Source organism: Agarivorans sp. 2_MG-2023 (assembly GCF_030548085.1).
Classification (GTDB): domain Bacteria; phylum Pseudomonadota; class Gammaproteobacteria; order Enterobacterales; family Celerinatantimonadaceae; genus Agarivorans.
This window is the reverse complement of sequence record NZ_JAUORQ010000008.1, coordinates 155,397-175,746: the sequence shown is the minus strand read 5'-3', so window position 1 is coordinate 175,746 and position 20,350 is coordinate 155,397. Positions and strand designations below refer to the sequence as shown.

The window sequence follows — 20,350 nt, the reverse complement described above, 5'->3', positions numbered from 1 at the left end:
GCTTGGATATTTACTTTGATAGCCAAAAACTATCGTAAAAATAGATTCAATCGTTTTTACTTATTACAAGTGAAAATCGATACTAGCTACATCAAACGGAAACAACTTATTAAAACTTTTTGGAGAACATTATGTTAGATAATCGCGAAGGCCAAACCATTCCAAGTGTCACTTTCCATACTCGTCAAAACGATGCATGGGTAGACATTACTACCGAGCAACTATTTAAAGACAAAACCGTTGTAGTATTTGCCTTACCAGGTGCATTTACTCCAACCTGTTCATCAACTCACTTACCACGCTACAACGAGCTAGCCGGTGTATTAAAAGAAAATGGCGTTGATGAGATTGTTTGTTTAAGCGTAAACGATACCTTTGTAATGAATGCTTGGTTAGCCGACCAAGAAGCTGAAAACATCACTGTAGTGCCAGACGGCAATGGTGAATTCAGCGAAGGCATGGGCATGTTAGTAGACAAAGCTGACCTAGGCTTTGGCAAGCGCAGCTGGCGCTACTCAATGTTGGTGAAAAATGGCGTTATCGAAAAAATGTTCATTGAAGCTGACGTAGCGGGCGACCCGTTTGAAGTATCAGACGCAGATACCATGCTTAACTACATTAATGCCGATGCCAAGAAACCTGCAGCCATTAGCATTATTACTAAACCAGGCTGCCCATTCTGTGCAAAAGCCAAAGACTTACTTAAAGCCAAAGGTTTATCTTTTGAAGAAGTAGTATTGGGCACCGACGCTACCAGCGTAAGCCTAAAAGCACTAAGCGGTCGCAGCACTGTTCCACAAATATTTGTAGACGGTAAGCACATTGGCGGCAGTGACGACTTAGAAGCTTACTTAGCGTAAGCAATAAAAACTCAGGCGAGTCGGTCTACTCGCCTGTACTTTCCCATTCGCTGGTATTTTTAAAGGTAGTAACCATGTCTAATATACGCGCTAAAAAAACTGTAGATGTTGCCGTGATCGGTGGCGGAACTGCTGGCCTTGCTGCTTATCGAGCCGCTAAACAGCATACTGATTCAGTATTAATGATTGAGGCTGGTCCTTACGGCACTACCTGTGCGCGAGTGGGCTGTATGCCGAGTAAACTCCTGATCGCCGCGGCTGAAAATGCGCATCAATATGAAAAGTCAGCCCAATTTGGGGTAAACCTAGGCAAACCGCAAATTGATGGCCATGCGGTAATGCAACGCGTAAAAGCCGAACGCGATCGCTTTGTAGGATTTGTATTGGAGTCGGTGGAAGGCATTGACCCTGAGCACAAACTAGATGGTTATGCCGACTTTATAGACCAGCACCACCTTAATGTAAGTCACTCAGATGGCGGCTCTACGATTGTAGAAGCTAAACGCATCGTTATCGCCAGTGGTTCTCGCCCAGCATTCCCGGCACCTTGGGCTGAATTAGGTGATCGTTTGTTAGTTAACGACGACATTTTTGAGTGGGACAGCCTACCAGAATCGGTGGCAGTATTTGGCCCAGGCGTTATTGGACTAGAACTTGGCCAAGCCTTACATCGCTTGGGAGTAAAAGTGCTAATGTTTGGAGTTGGCGGTGCGGTAGGCCCACTAACAGATCCAGCGTTAACCGACTACGCCAATACCACTTATAGCGAAGAGTTTTACCTAGATTCTGATGCCAAGGTAGAGCTCATTGAACGCAGCGAGCAGGGCGTAAAGCTTCGCTATATTGATAAACAAGGCGACACCGTTGAAACCGAAGTAGATTACTTAGTTGCTGCTACTGGTCGCAAACCTAATACCGATAAACTTGGTTTAGACAAACTCGATATTCAACTGGATCAACGAGGTGTGCCGGTAGCCGACCACTACACCTTGCAAACCTCACTCAGCAATATTTTTATTGCCGGTGATGCCAGCAACCAAATTCCTTTGTTACACGAAGCCGCAGACCAAGGCAAAATTGCTGGCGATAACGCTGGCAGAGGCAACGACATACGAGCAGGCCTACGCCGTAGCTCTATTGCTGCGGTATTTAGTGACCCGCAAATTGCGATGGTTGGCGAGAGCTACCGCGATATTGAAAAGCGCCTAGGTAACTGTGGCTGTTTTGAAGTAGGCGCTGTGAGCTTTGAAAACCAAGGACGTAGCCGCGTGATGTTAGTTAATAAAGGTATCGCTCACCTTTATGGCGAACAAGGTACCGGACGCTTCTTAGGTGCCGAGATTATTGGCCCTAACGCTGAACACTTAGCTCACCTATTGGCCTGGGCGCATCAGGCAAAAATGACCGTATCACAAATGTTAGATATGCCATTTTATCACCCGGTGATTGAAGAAGGAGTGCGCACCGCACTGCGCGACTTAAACGCTAAGCTGCACCTTGGCCCAGAAATGATTGATGCTTGTATGGAGTGTGGAGTAGGTAGCTAATCCAATTCATCTAACAAGTACATTGCCCCTTTTGCTTAAGCAACAGGGGCTTTTTTATATCTAGTGATACAAAAATCAATAAAAATGGTAGCATCAGCAACTATTGATAACAGCACTTATCATTAGCGGCGCTTTCCTCTATGCTAATGACAGTTTTGTGGGTACAAGGATGGTCGATACAAACGCTTATGTCTTTTCTTAGATGTTTACTTACGCTAGTTATAGCGGCACTTGTGGCCTTTGCGCCATCGCTATCTGCTACTCCTTTCAGTGCTAGTTCGCAACAGATCTATTATGCAGAAGACCAGCAAGTATTGCCGCATCGTTACAGCGATATTCCGCTTTGGTTAAACAAACTAAACAAAGCAGAGCGGGTAAGCCTCACCGGGGGTAGCTACTGGTTAGTTAAAAAATTGAATATTACAGAGCCCAATCAATGGATCACCAATGTAGAAGGGCCAGTAATAGAAAACATCGACTATTACCTGTATTCAGAAGGTAATCAAATTCGCCACCTGAGCAGTGGTTATTTACACTCCTACGACTACCTCTTCAGCTATGCGCGACACATAGATACGCCCACTTTAGGCGGTTATTGGCTGATTACTCGCATCTCCAGCCAATACTATACCGACCAGCCGCAACTGAGTTTTGGCCTAAAATCTGAAATGACCCAGCTTTATCATTGGCGAGCCAGTGTTATTACTCTCTGTTTAGGGGCCTTACTCATTCTAGCTATTTACAATGGGGCGGTAGGTCTAGTGCAACAAGATAGGGTGTTTGCTTATTTCAGCACTTATTTGTTTTCAATTACCTTGTCGCTGGGGTTTATCTTTCATGTTGGGGTACACCTCTTTCACATCAAACTACTCAGCATCCACCTGTTACCCATTTTAGCAATTCCGGTATTTAGCGTGTTGTTCTATAGCCGATTTCTCAACTTAGAAAAGTACGCTCCACGACTATGGCATGCCAGCCGCTATATTGTGGGACTGAGCATTATTGCCGTCCCCATTGCTGCCATTTGGGTTAATTATGCGGTGGTGCTGATTTATAGCGTCGTAGTGTTATGGATCTCGCTAGCCTTAGCCAGCGCGCTGCAGTGCTGGCGCCAGGGTTCAAAACAAGCTCAATTGTTTATTCTATCGACGTTATTGCTGCTGATTCCAGCCATGCTGCTCACTATGTCTATGGTGCCGAAAAATAGCACAACCCTATTGGCTGCTGATCTCTCGGTAATTATTAGCTGCGTACTTAGCACCCTGTTTATGTCTTTAGCTTTACACTACAAGTTTAAACGCCTCACTTTAGAATCGTTGCTGGTCACTCAACAGCTCAATCAAGAACGTGATGCGGCGCGCCTCGATGCACTCACCAATCTAAAAAATCGCTACGCATTTAATGAGTACGTGAACAACATTGAGTTTACCGACAGCCAAATTACATGCTTAGCCTTAGTCGATATCGATTACTTAAAAAGTATTAATGATCAATCTGGACACCAAGAAGGTGACAAGCTGATTAAACTGGTGGCGGAAGCGCTGAGCATGGTGCTAACAGAAAAAGTGCAGTTATTCCGTATAGGCGGAGACGAATTTGCCGCCTTTTCTACCCATTTAAATCGCAGCGAAATGGACGAAAAACTCGCCATTGCCGACAAAATAGTCCAACTCAATGGCTCAGCCCATAGTGGCATCAGCTTTGGTTGTGCCACAACTGACGAATGCCAAGACCCTGAGCAACTGTTTTATCGCGCCGACATGACCATGTATCAGCAAAAAGCGCAACGCAAACGAAAGACCAAACCGCTAGCCATTCAGGAGTCGCTGTAAACTCGCAACGTACTGAGCAAACTTAGCTTGATATTGATTGCGATTTCCGCCGATAAAGTACGCTACACTGGATCTTCTACGACCCAATTCTTGGAGCCATCATGCTTATTTCTCCGCAGCTAAGCGGTAACGTTGCGCGTAATTGCCATCCCCCAGGGTGTAAAGCCTATCTTCAACAACAAGCCGATTATATTCAGCAACAAGCGCCTTTTAATAGCGCCAAAAAAGTACTGATATTGGGTGCGTCTTCTGGCTTTGGTTTAGCCTCAAGACTTGCCCTTGCTGTTGGCGGAGGTGCCGACACCATTGGGGTGTCTTTTGAGCGCGGCCCCAGTGAAAAAGGCGTGGGTAGCGCCGGTTGGTATAATAATATCTACTGCAGAGAATTAGCCGAGCAACGAGGTCTTATAGCCAAAAACTTTGTAGGCGATGCGTTTAACCCAGCCATGCGTGAGCAAGTCATTGACTACATCAAAAATCAGTTTGGTGGCAAAGTAGACTTGGTGATTTATAGCCTCGCCACCGGCAAGCGAAAAACAGCGTCAGGACAGTGGCAATCGGTACTCAAAACAACCGACAAAGCCATGCATGGTTACAGCATCAATTTGGAAACCGAACAACTAGAAGCGCAATCCGTCGAGGTAGCCAATACCGAAGAAGTAGAAGCCACCACCAAAGTCATGGGTGGCGATGAATGGCGAAACTGGATAGATGCCTTACAGCAAGCAGACGTGCTAGCCGAAGCGTGCAATACCATAGCCTACTCCTACGTTGGGCCAGAGCGTACTGCAGCAATTTATCGTGACGGTACCATCGGCCGCGCAAAACAGCACCTGCACGCCACCGCACAAGAGTTAGACACTCAACTCAACAAACTGCTCAATGGCCATGCCTACGCTTGTGTTTGTAAAGCCTTAGTCACCAAAGCCAGTGTATATATTCCGGTGATGTCACCTTACATTGCCTTGCTCTACCAAGTGATGAAAGAGCTCGGTATTCATGAAGAATGTATTGAGCAAGCTTACCGCTTGTTTAGCCAACACCTATACCCTGAAGATGGCCAAGTACGCCTTGATAGCCTTAAGCAAATCCGCATCGATGATCTAGAGCTCAGCACTCAAGTTCAGCAACAAATCGATCAGCGTTATAACACGATAAGCCCAGCCAATTTTAAACAACTCACTGATTTTAGTGGGTACAAAGCTGCCTTTATGCGCCTCAATGGCTTTGCTGTAGAGGGTGTTAACTACCAACAAAGTATTGATATGAGTGAGTTAGAAAAGCTACAGCCATGATAAATATTACTCGCATAGATGCGGAGCAAACCTTAGATATTCGTCAGCAGGTACTTTGGCCAGATCACGACCAAGCATTTTGCCGCGTGGCCGAAGATGCCACTGGCCAACATTACGGTGGTTGGCTGGACGGACAACTCATCATGGTGGCATCTTTATTTGTAGAAAATAAGCATATTCGCTTACGTAAATTTGCCTGTTTAACTGAACATCAAGGGAAGGGCTTTGGCAGCCATATGTTGCTACATTTAATTGCACTACAGCAATCCACCACGCTGGAACTATTTTGGTTTGACGCTCGCTGCAGCGCGATTAGTTTTTATCAAAGTTGGGGTTTTAGCGTGACCAGTGAGGTATTTGATAAACACGGTGTAGACTACGTGAAAATGTCGAAACCACTGCGCTAAGTAAATTTTTCACAAAAAAAAGGAGAAGCAATCGCTTCTCCAGTTTTTCTGTCGGTCAACAAAGGTCAGATCTTATTTCTTTCGATACCGCTCCAATCCTTGGCGCGATAAAAATAGAGTAATGATAGCGTTTTCTTGATGCAAGTATTTTCCTTTTCAATCACAAGAAACTAGATCGAGCTCACTTAAAGTCAACCGATACGTGATCCAGATCAAGGAATTGAGCTGTAAGCTCATAGCTTGAACTTAAGCTGCTGTTTTTGCTCATTTATATCAACCAACTATCTGTAAGGACGATATCGCTAGAAGCGCAGGTTCGCGAAAAAATATTGAGTGATATCAATAGATAATGGATTTATTGTGCAACCAAGAGCCGCCAAATACAGTTTTTAAATGACTTTAGCTAACGCTAAATGATTGAATAAATATCAAAGCGGTGAGTTTTGGTTTCAAGATGATTCTGTGCCGCTTTACCGGCTAAAGGTTCGGCGTAATTAGGCCGTTTTACAACAACTCGTTTAGCGGCTACAGCAAAGGCTTGCTCAAGTAATAAATCTGCATCTACGTCCGCTCCCACCAAGTGCTGAAAAATACGCATTTCTTTTTTCACTTGCGCCGATTTTTTGCGGTGTGGATACATGGGATCTAAATACACTACATCAGCCTGTAACTGATGCTGGGATAAATCGTTAATACTACTAGCATGGATTAGGCTCATTCGTTCACTCACCCATCCACCAATCGTCGAGTCAGCTTCTGCACGGCGCAAACCGTCGGCTAACAAAGCAGCTACCCACGGAGAACGCTCAAGCATGGTGACTTGGCAGCCTAGGTTAGCTAACACAAAAGCGTCACGGCCTAAACCAGCGGTTCCATCAATCACGCTAGGGCGTTGACCCCTCTTAACACCTACGGCCTTGCTAACGGCTTCTGCGCCGCCATATTGACGACGATGAGCAGCCCTGCCGGCCAGAAAGTCCACAGAGATATCTCCCAACTTGGCCTCATCGCACCAACGTAAACGCAAGCTATCTCCATCAAGTATCAAGCAAAAACCACTAACAGGTAGTTGCGTACACTGCAGCAACGCAAAACGCTGTACTAAACTCGCGGCATATTCTGGCTTAGCGCTGTCTTCACAAAATAAACGTGGTTGCTGGTTACTCAATCGAGCTCTCCAAGAAAAAATAAGGTGGTTAGTTTATCTAGTCGCGGCTAGTTAAGCACTAACATCTCGATAGGTACTGGCTTACCAAAATGGTAGCCCTGAGCATAATCGACACCAATTTCCGACAGAATTTGATTAATCCCATCGTTCTCAACAAACTCGGCAATGGTTTTCTTACCCATAACATGCGCCATTTGATTGATGCTTTTTACAATTGCTGCATCCATGTGGTCATTCTCTAAATCACGAATGAAGATGCCATCAATTTTCAGGTAATCAATCGGCAGGTTTTTAAGATAGCCAAATGACGATAGCCCAGAACCAAAATCATCCAAAGCAATTTTACAGCCCAATTGCCTTACTTTGTTAAAGAACTCGGTAGCAATATCTAAGTTGGCAATCGCTACGGTTTCGGTGGTTTCAAAACACAATTTGTTCATTGGCAATGCGCTATTTTCTAGCGTATTTAGCAGCCACTCAACAAATTCGGCACTACCTAAAGATTGCCCAGACAGGTTCATTGAACACATGTTTAATCGAGTAAGGTGGCCAGGATTTTCGGCTAACCATTGCAGGCTTTTAGCAATAACGACTTTGTCAATTTGGTCAGCCAAATTGTAATTTTCAGCGGCCGGTAAAAAGGCCCCAGGCGGTACAATTCGACCCGCTTCATCAATCATCCGCAGTAGCACTTCATAATGCAGATAATCATCATCATTCGCGGTAACCGGCACTATCGCTTGCGCATATAACAAGAAGCGTTCTTCGCGCAAAGCTTGTTGAATACGAGTGACCCATTCCATTTGGCCTTGCCGCTCGAGCAGCATTTGATCATCCATTTGGTATAAATAAACCCGATTTCGACCAAGAGATTTAGCCGTGAAACAGGCATTGTCGGCCTGTGCAATCAGCTCTTGAGCGGAACCTTGTTGCTGCTGAAACAAGGTTAAACCAATGCTACAACCAAAGCTAAACATCCGCTCATCACGCACATAGTGACTATCGTTAAGCCTGTCGATGACCCGATTAGCAAAATCTAAACTGTCTTGTTGCGAACAAGCCTCTAATAAGATGGCAAACTCGTCGCTTCCCAAACGGGCAACAATAGCTGAGCGAGGCAATAACTGCTCTAATACTCCGGCAACTTGTTTAAGTGCTTGGTCACCAGAGCCATGACCAAAGGTATCGTTGATAACTTTGAACTGGGCTAAATCAATGAACAACAAAGCGTGCAGTTGGTTATCTTGGCTTGATCCTAACAGTAGCTCTAATCGCCGCTCAAAAAAGCCACGGTTGTATATACCGGTGAGCAAATCAAAGTTTGCATGAAAGTCCAACTCTTCGGCTAGGCTGCGAGTCGCGGTAACGTCTTCACATACCAACATAAATACGTCTTCTTCAGCCATTCTCACAAACGACTCTTTAAACCAAAGTTGCTGGCTTTTACTATTGCGATAAGCAATTTGGCGAGTCACTTTGTGCTTACCTACAGTGTCTAGGTATTCCAGCAAAGTCGTTTGCTGCTCTGCCTCACCGTATAAACTGCGTAATTGCGACAGTTCTAGTTGCTTACGGGGATAACCCAAATGCTTAGCCGCCACTTTGTTACAACAAACAATCACCCCCAAGCGATTCACCAACATTAACAAGGCTGGGCTTTGTTCAAACAGTAATCGGTAATGGGTTTCGCTTTGCTTAAGTTGACGATGTTGCTGCTGAATCAGTGCAAGGTTTCTCATTTCCAATACCACCTGCTCAACCCGATTGCTGTGGTCGAGCTGTGGGCTCATAGCAAAATCATACAGAATACTGTGTTTGCCTTGGTCAAACTCGGCTTGAAAATGCACCGCGTCGCCACTCAAACTTTTAGCAATACCTTCTCGCAACTGCTGCTTAAGCGCCGACTGATGTTCCCAAATGTGGCTATCGAGCAATGAATTACCAATAATAAAACCCGCGCGGTCACCCAGTAAATCCATTAGTGCTTGGTTGATTAACAAGACATGGCCATTCTCGTCCAACAGCGCACAGGCTTGCTCGGTTTTACTAAATACCGACGACAACTGCTTTTTCTGCTGCAGCAAATTTACTCTAGCGCGGCCGTAAGCCCGCCATAAAGCAAACAACAGTAGCCCAGCGAACAAGCTCAGCCCTGTCATCATCAAACTCGTTTGGTAGCGCTGCGACCACGATTGGTAGGCTTGCTGATTTAAATACTCACTTCCTGTGGCCAAATTAGCCCGAGACACCTTCCAACGGTTTAGTTGAGTACTATCAAACAAATAGGTTTGCGGACCACGCGCATTAATCGCGACATCACGTACGTCGGTGCCAAGCAATACTTTTAACACCATATTACCAATCGCTTCGCCTAAAGGTTTAGGCTGGGTAACAAATCCACCTACCGCGCCATTACCCACCGCATACTCCCAAAGGCTGTACATGGGCGCGCGCGATACCATAGATAAAGACTGAACCCGTTGCTCGGTTAACTGAGTTTTCCCGGTTGGCGCTTGTTGTAAAACCCCCAATAAAATCGCCTCATTGGCACTAAGTAACGACGTTTTAGCTTTTACTTCTTCGTAATCTTGCTCTTGCCAAAGGGTATAGGGAATAGCCAGCTGATCGGCCAATTGAATAAACTCTTTGCGAATATGTTCACTGCCAGGCTGGTCATCAATCAATAAGTGAACGGCTTCTAAATCGGGGATTAATTGACGAATAAGTAACAGGTTTTCGCGAATAGCGAGTTGCTCATGAATACCAGTAATTCGCCGCTCTCGCGGTCCCATATAGGCAGACAAGTCAGCGCCAGCAGCCACAATGGGGGCTTGCAAGATACTCTCATCTTGCAAAGCGAGGGCAATATTAAGCGCTTGCTCACCCACACTCACCACTAAATCAAACTGGTAATAGAGAATAATCTCATTCAGTAAATCAAACTGGGCTAAGCGGTAACTGGGGTCTTGATTAGGAGAAGGTTCAATACGGTGGTTAAACATCCATACCGAGCGGTCGCCAACTTGCTGGCGCAAGCCTAAGTCAAAACTGGCATCCCATTGCATACCCGCCTGGTAAGAATTGAGCATGAGGACTCGAGCAGTGCGGGCTTCAGCAGAACAAACCAAAGAAAATAACAGCAAGCCAAGCAAACCCAAATAGCTACGCTTTGAGTTGATGAGTGAAGAGACGCTTGTTAAACACTTACCCACAGAAATAAACCGCCACCTTTGTCACCAACTATCCGTTTTTACTCATATTTTCAGAGCTTGAACCTACTACTAGGCGGAACCAAGCCTCTTCTGTAGAATATGCTATCAAACTACAGCAAGGTTTATCATATTTATGAATATTTTGATGGCTCTATCACAACTCGAAGTGACCGGAGCCGAAGTCTACGCCACTCAAGTTGGCGATCGGCTAACTCAGCGAGGACATCAAGTATTTTACGTCTCTGATACCTTAAGTTGCCCCCATCAAGGACAACACTTTAGATTACGTTTCAATAAACGCAGCTTACCCCGCAGAGTATGGCACGTATTCTACCTTATCTATCTAATTCTTAGATATAAAATTCAACTGGTCCACGCACACAGCCGCGCATCAGGTTGGTCCTCTTATATCGCTTGTAAGCTCACCAATACACCAATGATAACCAGCGTACACGGTCGCCAACCGGTGCATCGTTCACGCAAAAAATTCCATGCCTTGGGTTACCACGCAGTTGCCGTTTGTGAAAACATAGCCCAGCAAATTATAAGAGACTTGGGTGTGCCAGAACAGCAAGTCAGTGTGGTACGTAATGGCGTAGACAGCCAAGCGTTTCACCCCTTACCTGCAACCAATAATCTAAAGCCTGTCATTCAAATCATTGGCAGATTAACTGGACCCAAAGGCGAGTTGGTATATCAGCTGTTAAAACAAGCCATCGATTTAGATGCAAACCAAGTGCAAGTCATTAGTGGTAGCAAGACCGAAGCGCGGTTTGCCGAGTTTGAGGACAAAGTAGAGTTTTGTGGTTACAGCCAAGATATCCGCCAAACCATTAGCCAAGCTGATTTGGTCATAGGTGCCGGGCGTGTCGCAATGGAAGCGCTGTTGTGCCAAAAGCCTGTGTTTGCCGTGGGCGAAGCTAAAGCATTAGGATTTATCACCTTGGATAATTTACCCGCAGCACTAGCCAGCAATTTTGGTGATGTAGCCGATGACGGTAAAACTGAGCTGGATATCGACTATCAGCAACTCGCAAAGCAACTCTTAGATTTGCCGCAAAACACCGCCGTAAGTGAGCAATTAGTGACAGCTATAAAAGCTGAGTACGACCTTGATGAAGTATCTAAAAAGCTCTTAGATATTTATCAAAGCGCTTACGTTTACACCAAACAGCGCGAAGTACCCATCATTATGTATCACCGGGTGATTGACGATCCAACGCAACATGGCGCTTATGGGACTTATGTTACTGCGCAGCGATTAGAAGAGCATTTTCAAACCATTAAGTGGATGGGGCTAACCCCTATTACTTTTAGCGAGTTAGCAAATATAGGGCTTGAGCATCGCTTTAACCACGGTAAACGCTATATTATTCTTACCTTTGATGATGGCTACCAAGATAATTACGATTTATTGCTGCCCTTGCTCAAAAAATATCAGTTTAAAGCAGTAATTTATGCTGTGAGTGGCACAGATCATAACCAATGGGATGTAAGCCACCCTACAAAACCTGACCAACGGTTTGAGTTAATGAACGCTGAGACTATGCGCAAGATAGACCAAAGTGGTTATGTGGAAATAGGCGGGCATACAGTGACTCATCCAAAGTTAGCAGAATTAACTGAAGCCGAGCAACAACAAGAAATTGAACAAAACAAAGCTGAGCTAGAGAGTTTACTAGACCGTAAGCTCAACACCTTTGCTTACCCTTATGGCAACCATAACCAGCAAACCAAACAGGTAGCTAAGCAAGCAGGCTATACTTATACGGTTGCGACAGATTCAGGCCCTATAGGCATGCACCAAGATTTACAACAAATACGACGGATTGTGATGTTCCCAAGCACGACCAAATTTGGCTTGTGGCGAAAAATTAAAGGAAACTACACCTACAAAAAAAAAATAAAAGCGGATAGCTAAATATGCAAAACTTTCCCGTTATTACGGTCTACATTACAAGTTATAATCGCCCAGCAATGTTGGCACGAGCTATCAAATCCGTTATAAGCCAAGGTTTTGAAGATTGGGAGCTGATAATCATTGATGATGCCTCAAATAAAGACGTAGTTTCTATTTTAGACAAATATGCAGCGATAGACTCCCGAATAAATTACCTTAGAAATGATAAACAATCTGGTGCTAACTTTAATCGGAATTTAGCTATTAGTAAGGCTCAGGGAAAGTTTATTACCGGCTTAGATGATGATGATTATTTCAAACCGAATCGTTTACAGTTTTTTATTGATAACTACGACTCAAAGTACGCTTTTATTTGTGACAACAGAGATGTTTTAGAAAAGGATGGAAGCACTTCGCAATCCTATAAAAATCGCGAGCAAAAGGTCTCACTGGCTCAAATTATGAAAGCTAATGTTTGTGGTAATCAAGTCTTTGCTGAGACGGCTCGATTAAGAGAAGTCGGTGGTTTTGATTTAAATATCAAAAAATTTCAAGACCATGATACTTGGATCAGCCTAATTGCCAAATATGGCGATGCGTATCGCTTCAATGAATGCAGTTATGTTGTTGATGTTCGCCACGAACAGCAACGTATATCTAGTTCCGAGAATACTTATGATGCAACGCTAGCCCTATATCAAAAGCATAAACATTTATATTCCTCTTATTCTGAAAGCGAAACACGTCTTAAGATTATGAACTTTAAAGGGCATCAAAGCTTAAAATTGAAAGCTAAAGATTTTCTTTTCTTTCCTTTACAATCGCTAAAAGCATTCAAAAAAACAACATTGACACGATCACAATGAAACCTGACCATCGACTAGCCATATTGATTAGCGGGCCGCTGCGTTATATTGACAGAGTTATTTTCTCACTTGAAGCCTCTGATATACCAGTACCTTTCGACTTTTTTATTCATGTGTGGAAGGAAGATACATCAAACAAAAAAAGAACCGATGAAACTAACCTAAGCAAAGTCTTTCAATTATCTCAAAAATGTCAAACACTCATCATTGACAGTGCTCCTGAGAACAAAGACATAAAAGAGCGATACGGTGAATGGACCGACACGCATTCAACTGTAGGTGCTATGTTTGGTATGTTTAGCGCGATTAATAAACTAATTCATTGCGTAGATAACGATCCTAGCGGAAGCAAATATACTCATGTGCTCCGGATGCGAACGGATATAAGTTTGCTACAGCCAAACTTTTTCAAAGGCATTAATTGGGATTCAAATAAAATTTACTTAAGTGATAACAAAGTAGTTCAGCCCGCATGGATATCAGACCACATTATGCTTGCTAGGGTGGATGACTTTAAGTCTATATGGAAGTTTGATGGCTTTAAGCACTTCGAGAAGAACTTTTCTTTGAAAGCAAGAAATCCAGAGTTTTTTCTTAAATTCCGTGTTAGAAAATCACAAATAATCAAACAATGGGTTCGCTATGAAGATTACCATGTCGTGTATAACCCACCTAAAGATACCGATCCAGAAATCTTAAACAATATACAAATTCAAGGTGGTCTAGATAGTATCTTTAATCTCAAATTAACTGCCGAGCAAAAAAAAGAAATCCAGATTCATAACGATAAACTCGCTAGCCACTATATTGGCTATTATAAAACCAAGTATTTGATTAAACGATTTTTTAAAAGACTTAGAAATAAACAAAAAGCAGTCTAGGTAAGGTAAAATGAAAAAGCTGATTGTAGATTTAGATGGCACGATTACCCAAGCGAACACTAGTGATTATAAAGCAGTATTACCGCGTCTAGATGTAATAGAGAAATTAATCCATTACAAAGCTAAAGGCTTCTGTATTGTTATTTCAACAGCTCGCAATATGCGGACGTACGAAGGGAACGTTGGCAAAATAAATATCCATACATTACCAACTATCACAGAGTGGTTAGATAGATACAATGTCCCATATGATGAAATTCTGATAGGTAAACCTTGGTGCGGCCACGAAGGCTTCTACATCGATGACAAGTCTATTAGACCTTCTGAGTTTACTAGTCTTTCAAGCCAAGAAATAACAGAATTATTAGATAAGGAAAAAGTATGTTCCTTATAATGTCAGCTGCCTATGTAGGACAAGAGTTACAGTCTGAATTTGGAAAGCTTCCCCCCAGTTTTTTGCCTCTAGCAAATAGGCGATTATTCCAACAACAAGTCAGTTTAGCTCCAAAAGATGTGGCTATCTTCTTATCTGTTCCCGAGTCATATAGAATAATGAAAACGGATGTTAGCTGGTTGCAGACAAATAACGTATCAATAATCTATACACCAGAAGGCATCAGTTTAGGTGCATCTCTAGTAGCTGCTTTAAACCTATCAGAACATAATTTAGATACTTCCCTACATATCTTATTTGGCGACACGCTTTTATCTGAACTCCCCTTAGGTGAGAACATAGTTTGTGTCTCTGATGTAAAAGAAAGTTACGATTGGGCAATAGTAACCACTGATGAGTCTCATTGGTTAAAAACCAGTGAGCAAGAAATAAAAAGCGACGCTCACAATGTAGTTAATGGTTATTTTAATTTCAGTAAACCTCGCCAATTAATCAGAGCTATGACTCAATGTAATTGGCAGTTTCTTGAAGGGCTCAACAACTACCGTGACCAAGTAGGGCTAACGACAATCTACTCCGAGCATTGGTTAGATTTTGGACATGTAAATAGTTACTATCGCTCTAAAGCTAATTTCACAACTCAACGGGCGTTCAATGAACTGATAATTACATCAGAGTGGGTTGAGAAGGCATCGTCGAACAATAAAAAGATTTCTGCTGAAGCAAATTGGTTTAATAAACTACCTTTTTCGCTACGTGGCTTTATTCCTCAATATTTGGGCTCTCAGCAGAAGCACGGCCGCATATCTTATCGTTTAGAGTACTTACACTTAACAGCGTTAAATGAGCTATACGTGTTTGGAGACCTAGCGCTAAGTAATTGGGAGCAAATTTTAAGTGGATGCGTTAACTTTTTGAAGTCTTGCCAACAAGAAAAGGCACCGAGCACCGTATCAGTCAATTTATTACCTGAACTGTTGGAACAAAAAACTTACCATCGACTTGAAAAATACTGCATAAGCAAAAGCATCTCGTTGACTGATAAATGGCAATACAATAACGAGAAACCAATCTCCATTGAAGCGATGTTAAATGACTGCGCTAAACACCTTCCTAATATTACTTCAAGGGATGGTATAACCATTCTTCACGGCGACTTCTGCTTTAGTAATGTGCTTTATGACTTTAGAGCAAATAAAATCAAAACAATTGACCCAAGAGGCATGACCAGTGCTGGCGAACCAACTCTTTTTGGGGATATTCGTTATGATATAGCGAAGCTAAGCCATTCAGTTATTGGGATGTACGATTGGCTTATTGCTGGATATTATGAAGTAGAAACAACAAACTTTAATATACACTTTCACATCGAAGAAAGCCCGCAACTCAAAGAAATTCAACAATTTTTTATAAACCTCGTAGAACGAGAGTTCTCCATTTCTGCTGTGAGTTTGTTGGCAATGCAAGTGCATTTATTTTTTTCGATGCTTCCATTGCATAATGACGATAACGTTCGCCAGCAAGCGTTATTTGCAAATGCTATTAGATTATACTTCACAATGAAGAGGTTTGAAGAATGATAGTAATTCCCATGGCAGGTCTTAGCTCTCGATTCTATAAGTCAGGCTACAGTATTCCAAAGTACATGCTAGAAGCTCAGGGGAAAACGCTATTTGCGCACTCAGTAGGAAGCTTTAGAAAATACTTTAATAATACCCCATTTTTGTTCATTGTCCGTGACACCTTAAACTCATGTGATTTCATCACTCAGCAAGCGTCTGCAATGGGAATAATTAACTACTCCATAGTAACTTTAGACCAAGAAACTCGAGGACAGGCAGAGACCGTGACTTTGGGGCTCATAGATTGGGATAATAAGCGTTCTGATGCTATCGACTCCCCTATAACAATTTTTAATATAGACACTTTTAGACCCGATTTCGTATTTCCAAACCTAGAAGAGTTAGATGATGGTTATTTAGAAGTCTTTCGCGGTAGTGGAGAAAACTGGTCGTTTGTTAAACCGTTAAATAATTCCTCGACAGAAGTTATAGAAACAGCCGAAAAGAGACAGATCTCAGACTTATGTTGTACTGGGCTTTATCACTTTAAATCATTTAAAGCTTATCTTGAGGTATATTTCGAGTATGCGGCCAAACCTAAAAGTGAATGGGAGAAAGGAGAGATATACGTAGCGCCTCTTTATAATCTGTTACTAAAAAGAGGGGGGAAAATACACTACGACTTAATAGGCCGGGAACAAGTTATTTTTTGTGGTGTACCAGACGAATACATCGCATTTAAAGGCGATCGGCAACTATAAGTTCAAATTTGAATCACTAGATAGCAACTAATGATTTTTTTCATATTAACCATATGCGACATTGCCCTTAGCCTATTATATAATGACTATACTGAAATTAATCTTTTCACTGCAATTTTAAACGCTTAAAGCAATCTATATAGGAAAATGTAATCCATGGGCTATTGTTGGAATGATGATGGTGTATATATCAGCAAAAAAGCGAAAACAATACTTCCCAGCTTCCACCCTGATTCTGTCAAGCGTATAACTATCATTCGTCAAGCCGCGTTAGGAGACATGATAGTTACTCGCCCTTTTATTTTAGAAACTCGTAAGTTTTTTCCTAACGCTCATATCACTTTAAGTATTACCACAGACTCTCAGCTCGGTGCGCCAATAGACTTAGCAGATAGCGTGCACATTGTGCCGGGTAAAGATCAGCGTCACGGCCCCTTAAAAGAACGCTTTAAGCAACTAAATGCTCTGCCTGAGCAAGATATTATCTTTGATTTAGTCTGCACCAATCGCTCAAGTTACATAACCTTGCTCACAAAAGCTAAGTTGAAAGTAAGCTACCCACATCGCGATCTGCAAGCTCGCATGCTTTATGATATTTGCCTGAAGCGCAGTTCTTTTTCCTGTGAGGCTGAGGTAATGCTGCAAATGTTGATGTTTTTTGGTCATCAACCTAGCTTACCTTTAGATTTTCAATTACCTGATAACCGCCAGGTAAGGGATACGCACACACCCTACGTGAGTTTTTTTACGGGCTCTGCAGCTCCCAGCAAATGCTACCCTCTAGACCAATACAAGCAGGTAATCGAGCAACTGGCTAAGAGTTATCCACAACTAGACTTTGTATTACTTGAAGGCACTAAGCCCGAAGAAACACAGCAGGGTTGGGAAGCGGTTATTACTAACAATACCAATGTGCGAGTACAGCCACTATTATCAATAGATGGCGTTACTGAGCATTTGGCTAAGGCTTCTTTAGTCATCTCAAATGACACAGGGATCCGCAACGTAGCCATCGCAACCCATACCCCTACCTTAGGTATTTTTATTGGTACAGTGCCTTATCGTTACCTCCCGACTTACGAAGCCCACTATATCGTATACAACCCAGATAAGAGTATCGCATCGGTAGACAAAGTGTTTAATAAAGCAATTCAAGCTATTACCGAACTAAAGTTACTTGCAGAAAGTGAAGAGTAATATGAGTAGCTACCTGAATCTGAAAAAGAAGCAACTACGACGCTGGTATTTTGAAAAAAGGGTTCGTAAACAAGCGGGTTCCATTAAAGGCAGTATTTGGTGCAATAAAAAAGTTAAAGTCACCGGTAATACTCACTTAGGTGACAACGTTAACTTTGATGGTGCCCATTTATCCGGTGAAGGGAAAATTACCATAGGCGATAATTTTCATTCAGCTATTGGATTAGAAATTACCTCTTCTTGGCATAATTACCAAGGGCAAGAGCTACCGTTTGACTCTAGCTGGATCCACAAAGAAGTCACCATAGGTAATAATGTTTGGATTGGCGAAAACGTGCTGATTTTAGGTGGTGCCAACATAGGTGATGGCGCAGTAATTCAAGCCCGAAGTGTTGTTACTGGTACAATCCCAGCCTTAGCCATCGCTGGCGGGCATCCGGCAAAAGTATTCAGTTACCGTGATAAAGAACACTACGAACAACTCGCTAGCCAAAAAGCGTGGCATAGTTATTCGTGGAACAAGTACATGACCTAAAGGTATTCAATGACCCCTCTCAATTATATTTTTTTAGCAACTGGACCAAAGCTGACTTATCACACTCAGCTAGCCTTTTCTTTAGCGACTCTGCTGGCAAACACACCTAAAGATCGTGACTTTAAAATATATGTGGTCACCGACGCACCTCATTTTTATAAGTGGATATCTGATAGCGCGGTGATTGTTGAAAAATCAAAAGAAGAGTTAACAACTTGGCGAGGCAAGTATGACTTTTTCTTTCTCACTAAAATTGAAGCGATTTTGTCTATTTGTGAGTTAAAGTCTGATGAGCATTGTATTTTTCTAGACACAGATACAGCGTGCGTTAGCGATCTTGAAGCGATTGCGACCGAATTAGACAAAGGCGTCAATTACTTACACAAAAAAGAATATGAATTAGGCACGCCCAAATTAAAAGGAAACGCGAAAGCGATTAGTGACGGCACGTTAGGTCAAACATTTGCAGAGCAAGCGGTTATTGGCAGCAGTGCTATGTGGAATTCAGGTGTTGTGGCGATAGCTAAAAATAACCAACCCGCAAAAGTAATGCAAAAAGCCAAAGCCATTTGTGAGGCTATGTTAGATAGCGGCTTAAGGCAGACTTTTATCGAGCAACTCTCTATTGCGCTAGCGGTAACTTCATCAGGGAGAACTTTAGAAGCAGAGCCTTTGATCAAACACTATTGGGGTAACAAAGAACCCTGGGATCAGCTAGCTTACCAGTTTCTAGCTGAAACCCGACTACGTAATATAAGTCTGGCTGAGTCCGTGGCTCATTTAGATAAATATCCTTTAGATATGCCCGCCTACGTGAAAGAGCCGAAACTAAAAAAGCTAAAAAATAGCATTAAGAAACGTCTGCCGTCTATTTAGCTGATTAAAGACGCTCAAACTCTTTAAGTGCATTATCTGGCATAAAGCGTTGATAACACTCTTCACCAATAGATGGAGGTGCAACGCTTAAGCGCTTCAAACCTTCAGAAAATGCGCTCACATTTCCTAATGGAATTAAATAATCGTTTAAACCAGCATAACCTAATATTTCTTTAGGTCCTGAAGGGCAATCCATCGCAAGAAGTGGCGTTTTTAGTATAAGCGCTTCCACCAAAACCAGCGGAGCCCCTTCTTTACTCGAACTTAAAAGTAGTGCCTTAGCATTCTTGATATATGGGTAAGGATTGGTTTGAAAACCAGCAAAAACTACGCGGTCAGCAATACCTAAATCGCCCGCATAATTCTTTAATTCAGTTTCTATTCCCCCCTTACCTAACAAAATAAGCTTCTCCGGAACCCCACTTTTAGCGAAGGCTTCAAATAAGGCTTTATGACCTTTACGCTCCTCTAGTGCTGCTACACATACAAAGTACTCGCCTTGTATATTGGGAGGGTTTATAGAAGCTTCTTTTTGAATAAAACCATAATCGATCGGGTTCCAGAGCACCTGATTGCTAGCAGGCTTGATACCGATAGTTTCGATGCTATTGGCCACACCATCAGATACGCATAACAGATGCTTGCCGTCGTAACGACGTTTAAACTTAGTAATGTGTTTAGCCTTACTTTCAGAATAATCTGCATGCAGCCAAAAATACTGATTAGCGTGGCGTAGGTGAGCACCAACCTTGTCGCTTGAACAACAAATCAACACATCTATTTGCTGTTTATCTAATTCTCTTTGTACACGTAGTGCTTGCCACTTTTGAATAAGGCTATTGTCAAAAGCTTTGGTAAAGGGAGTAATGATATCTAATACGGTTATGTCTAGGTTGTCTGGTATCTTGTGTTCTATTTTGTTTCGTAATAGCCACACCTGTACGTCGTTACCGCGACTAGTTAAACCGCTAGCAACGGTGAGCAATACCTTCTCTGCACCACCGCCATAAAGATCATCAATAATAAATACAAAGCTTTTAGTTGTCATATTGCCCTA

The 20,350-nt window shown here is 42.7% G+C and carries 16 protein-coding genes and 1 pseudogene; 14 read left to right on the top strand and 3 right to left on the bottom strand.

Annotated features, from left to right (window positions below; translation table 11 throughout):
- Nucleotides 1–131 precede the first annotated feature (131 nt).
- From Q4549_RS13845 to Q4549_RS13825, 5 genes are all read left to right on the top strand, one after another.
- On the top strand, nucleotides 132–860 hold the full coding sequence (locus Q4549_RS13845) for a glutathione peroxidase (RefSeq protein WP_303552563.1): 729 nt from the start codon (nucleotides 132–134) through the stop codon (nucleotides 858–860).
- A gap of 74 nt (nucleotides 861–934) precedes the next feature.
- Nucleotides 935–2,407, top strand: a complete 1,473-nt coding sequence (locus Q4549_RS13840; RefSeq protein ID WP_303552566.1) for a dihydrolipoyl dehydrogenase — start codon at nucleotides 935–937, stop codon at nucleotides 2,405–2,407.
- 188 nt (nucleotides 2,408–2,595) lie between these two features.
- Complete coding sequence (locus tag Q4549_RS13835; RefSeq protein ID WP_303552569.1) at nucleotides 2,596–4,239, top strand: diguanylate cyclase; 1,644 nt, start codon at nucleotides 2,596–2,598, stop codon at nucleotides 4,237–4,239.
- Between the two features lie 101 nt (nucleotides 4,240–4,340).
- Complete coding sequence (gene fabV, locus Q4549_RS13830) at nucleotides 4,341–5,534, top strand: enoyl-ACP reductase FabV (protein WP_303552572.1); 1,194 nt, start codon at nucleotides 4,341–4,343, stop codon at nucleotides 5,532–5,534.
- Nucleotides 5,531–5,941, top strand: a complete 411-nt coding sequence (locus Q4549_RS13825; protein ID WP_303552574.1) for a GNAT family N-acetyltransferase — start codon at nucleotides 5,531–5,533, stop codon at nucleotides 5,939–5,941. Before fabV ends, Q4549_RS13825 begins: the two co-directional genes overlap by 4 nt.
- 409 nt (nucleotides 5,942–6,350) lie before the next feature.
- Here the strand turns inward: Q4549_RS13825 and Q4549_RS13820 are convergent.
- Nucleotides 6,351–7,001: pseudogene (locus tag Q4549_RS13820) on the bottom strand (class I SAM-dependent methyltransferase); the annotation flags it as partial.
- 155 nt (nucleotides 7,002–7,156) lie between these two features.
- Complete coding sequence (locus Q4549_RS13815; protein WP_303552577.1) at nucleotides 7,157–10,198, bottom strand: bifunctional diguanylate cyclase/phosphodiesterase; 3,042 nt, start codon at nucleotides 10,196–10,198, stop codon at nucleotides 7,157–7,159.
- Nucleotides 10,199–10,454: 256 nt separating this feature from the next.
- Between Q4549_RS13815 and Q4549_RS13810 the strand changes: the two genes are divergently transcribed.
- The 9 genes from Q4549_RS13810 (at nucleotide 10,455) to Q4549_RS13770 (ending at nucleotide 19,293) form a co-directional block, all read left to right on the top strand.
- Complete coding sequence (locus Q4549_RS13810; RefSeq protein WP_303552579.1) at nucleotides 10,455–12,242, top strand: polysaccharide deacetylase family protein; 1,788 nt, start codon at nucleotides 10,455–10,457, stop codon at nucleotides 12,240–12,242.
- A gap of 2 nt (nucleotides 12,243–12,244) precedes the next feature.
- Entirely contained in the window at nucleotides 12,245–13,087 is an 843-nt protein-coding gene (locus tag Q4549_RS13805; RefSeq protein WP_303552582.1) for a glycosyltransferase, read from the top strand.
- Nucleotides 13,084–13,968, top strand: coding sequence for a hypothetical protein (locus Q4549_RS13800; protein WP_303552585.1), 885 nt, complete (start codon nucleotides 13,084–13,086; stop codon nucleotides 13,966–13,968). The genes Q4549_RS13805 and Q4549_RS13800 overlap by 4 nt, the downstream gene beginning before the upstream one ends.
- A 10-nt stretch (nucleotides 13,969–13,978) precedes the next feature.
- Nucleotides 13,979–14,362, top strand: a complete 384-nt coding sequence (locus Q4549_RS13795) for a capsular biosynthesis protein (RefSeq protein WP_303552587.1) — start codon at nucleotides 13,979–13,981, stop codon at nucleotides 14,360–14,362.
- Nucleotides 14,350–15,942, top strand: a complete 1,593-nt coding sequence (locus Q4549_RS13790; protein WP_303552589.1) for a capsular biosynthesis protein — start codon at nucleotides 14,350–14,352, stop codon at nucleotides 15,940–15,942. The genes Q4549_RS13795 and Q4549_RS13790 overlap by 13 nt, the downstream gene beginning before the upstream one ends.
- A gap of 11 nt (nucleotides 15,943–15,953) precedes the next feature.
- A complete protein-coding gene (locus Q4549_RS13785; RefSeq protein ID WP_303557185.1) occupies nucleotides 15,954–16,685 on the top strand; it encodes a glycosyltransferase family 2 protein in 732 nt (243 codons plus the stop codon).
- Between the two features lie 279 nt (nucleotides 16,686–16,964).
- On the top strand, nucleotides 16,965–17,882 hold the full coding sequence (locus Q4549_RS13780) for a glycosyltransferase family 9 protein (RefSeq protein WP_303552593.1): 918 nt from the start codon (nucleotides 16,965–16,967) through the stop codon (nucleotides 17,880–17,882).
- A gap of 1 nt (nucleotide 17,883) precedes the next feature.
- The gene (locus Q4549_RS13775; protein WP_303552595.1) at nucleotides 17,884–18,417 is read left to right on the top strand and encodes an acyltransferase; all 534 of its coding nucleotides are present in this window, start codon (nucleotides 17,884–17,886) and stop codon (nucleotides 18,415–18,417) included.
- A 9-nt stretch (nucleotides 18,418–18,426) separates the two neighbouring features.
- Nucleotides 18,427–19,293, top strand: a complete 867-nt coding sequence (locus Q4549_RS13770) for a hypothetical protein (RefSeq protein ID WP_303552597.1) — start codon at nucleotides 18,427–18,429, stop codon at nucleotides 19,291–19,293.
- Between the two features lie 4 nt (nucleotides 19,294–19,297).
- On the opposite strand, the gene Q4549_RS13765 is transcribed toward Q4549_RS13770, so the two are convergent.
- Nucleotides 19,298–20,341, bottom strand: a complete 1,044-nt coding sequence (locus Q4549_RS13765; RefSeq protein WP_303552599.1) for a glycosyltransferase — start codon at nucleotides 20,339–20,341, stop codon at nucleotides 19,298–19,300.
- Nucleotides 20,342–20,350 lie beyond the last annotated feature (9 nt).

What these genes read in the sequence shown, in the direction of transcription:
- fabV (WP_303552572.1), top strand. Translation starts at nt 4,341, where the DNA reads ATGCTTATTTCTCCGCAGCTAAGCGGTAACGTTGCGCGTAATTGCCAT.
- Q4549_RS13780 (WP_303552593.1), top strand. Translation starts at nt 16,965, where the DNA reads ATGATAGTTACTCGCCCTTTTATTTTAGAAACTCGTAAGTTTTTTCCT.
- Q4549_RS13770 (WP_303552597.1), top strand. Translation starts at nt 18,427, where the DNA reads ATGACCCCTCTCAATTATATTTTTTTAGCAACTGGACCAAAGCTGACT.
- Q4549_RS13840 (WP_303552566.1), top strand. Translation starts at nt 935, where the DNA reads ATGTCTAATATACGCGCTAAAAAAACTGTAGATGTTGCCGTGATCGGT.
- Q4549_RS13800 (WP_303552585.1), top strand. Translation starts at nt 13,084, where the DNA reads ATGAAACCTGACCATCGACTAGCCATATTGATTAGCGGGCCGCTGCGT.
- Q4549_RS13790 (WP_303552589.1), top strand. Translation starts at nt 14,350, where the DNA reads ATGTTCCTTATAATGTCAGCTGCCTATGTAGGACAAGAGTTACAGTCT.
- Q4549_RS13825 (WP_303552574.1), top strand. Translation starts at nt 5,531, where the DNA reads ATGATAAATATTACTCGCATAGATGCGGAGCAAACCTTAGATATTCGT.
- Q4549_RS13815 (WP_303552577.1), bottom strand. Translation starts at nt 10,198, where the DNA reads ATGCTCAATTCTTACCAGGCGGGTATGCAATGGGATGCCAGTTTTGAC.
- Q4549_RS13805 (WP_303552582.1), top strand. Translation starts at nt 12,245, where the DNA reads ATGCAAAACTTTCCCGTTATTACGGTCTACATTACAAGTTATAATCGC.
- Q4549_RS13775 (WP_303552595.1), top strand. Translation starts at nt 17,884, where the DNA reads ATGAGTAGCTACCTGAATCTGAAAAAGAAGCAACTACGACGCTGGTAT.
- Q4549_RS13765 (WP_303552599.1), bottom strand. Translation starts at nt 20,341, where the DNA reads ATGACAACTAAAAGCTTTGTATTTATTATTGATGATCTTTATGGCGGT.
- Q4549_RS13785 (WP_303557185.1), top strand. Translation starts at nt 15,954, where the DNA reads ATGGCAGGTCTTAGCTCTCGATTCTATAAGTCAGGCTACAGTATTCCA.
- Q4549_RS13795 (WP_303552587.1), top strand. Translation starts at nt 13,979, where the DNA reads ATGAAAAAGCTGATTGTAGATTTAGATGGCACGATTACCCAAGCGAAC.
- Q4549_RS13835 (WP_303552569.1), top strand. Translation starts at nt 2,596, where the DNA reads ATGTCTTTTCTTAGATGTTTACTTACGCTAGTTATAGCGGCACTTGTG.
- Q4549_RS13810 (WP_303552579.1), top strand. Translation starts at nt 10,455, where the DNA reads ATGAATATTTTGATGGCTCTATCACAACTCGAAGTGACCGGAGCCGAA.
- Q4549_RS13845 (WP_303552563.1), top strand. Translation starts at nt 132, where the DNA reads ATGTTAGATAATCGCGAAGGCCAAACCATTCCAAGTGTCACTTTCCAT.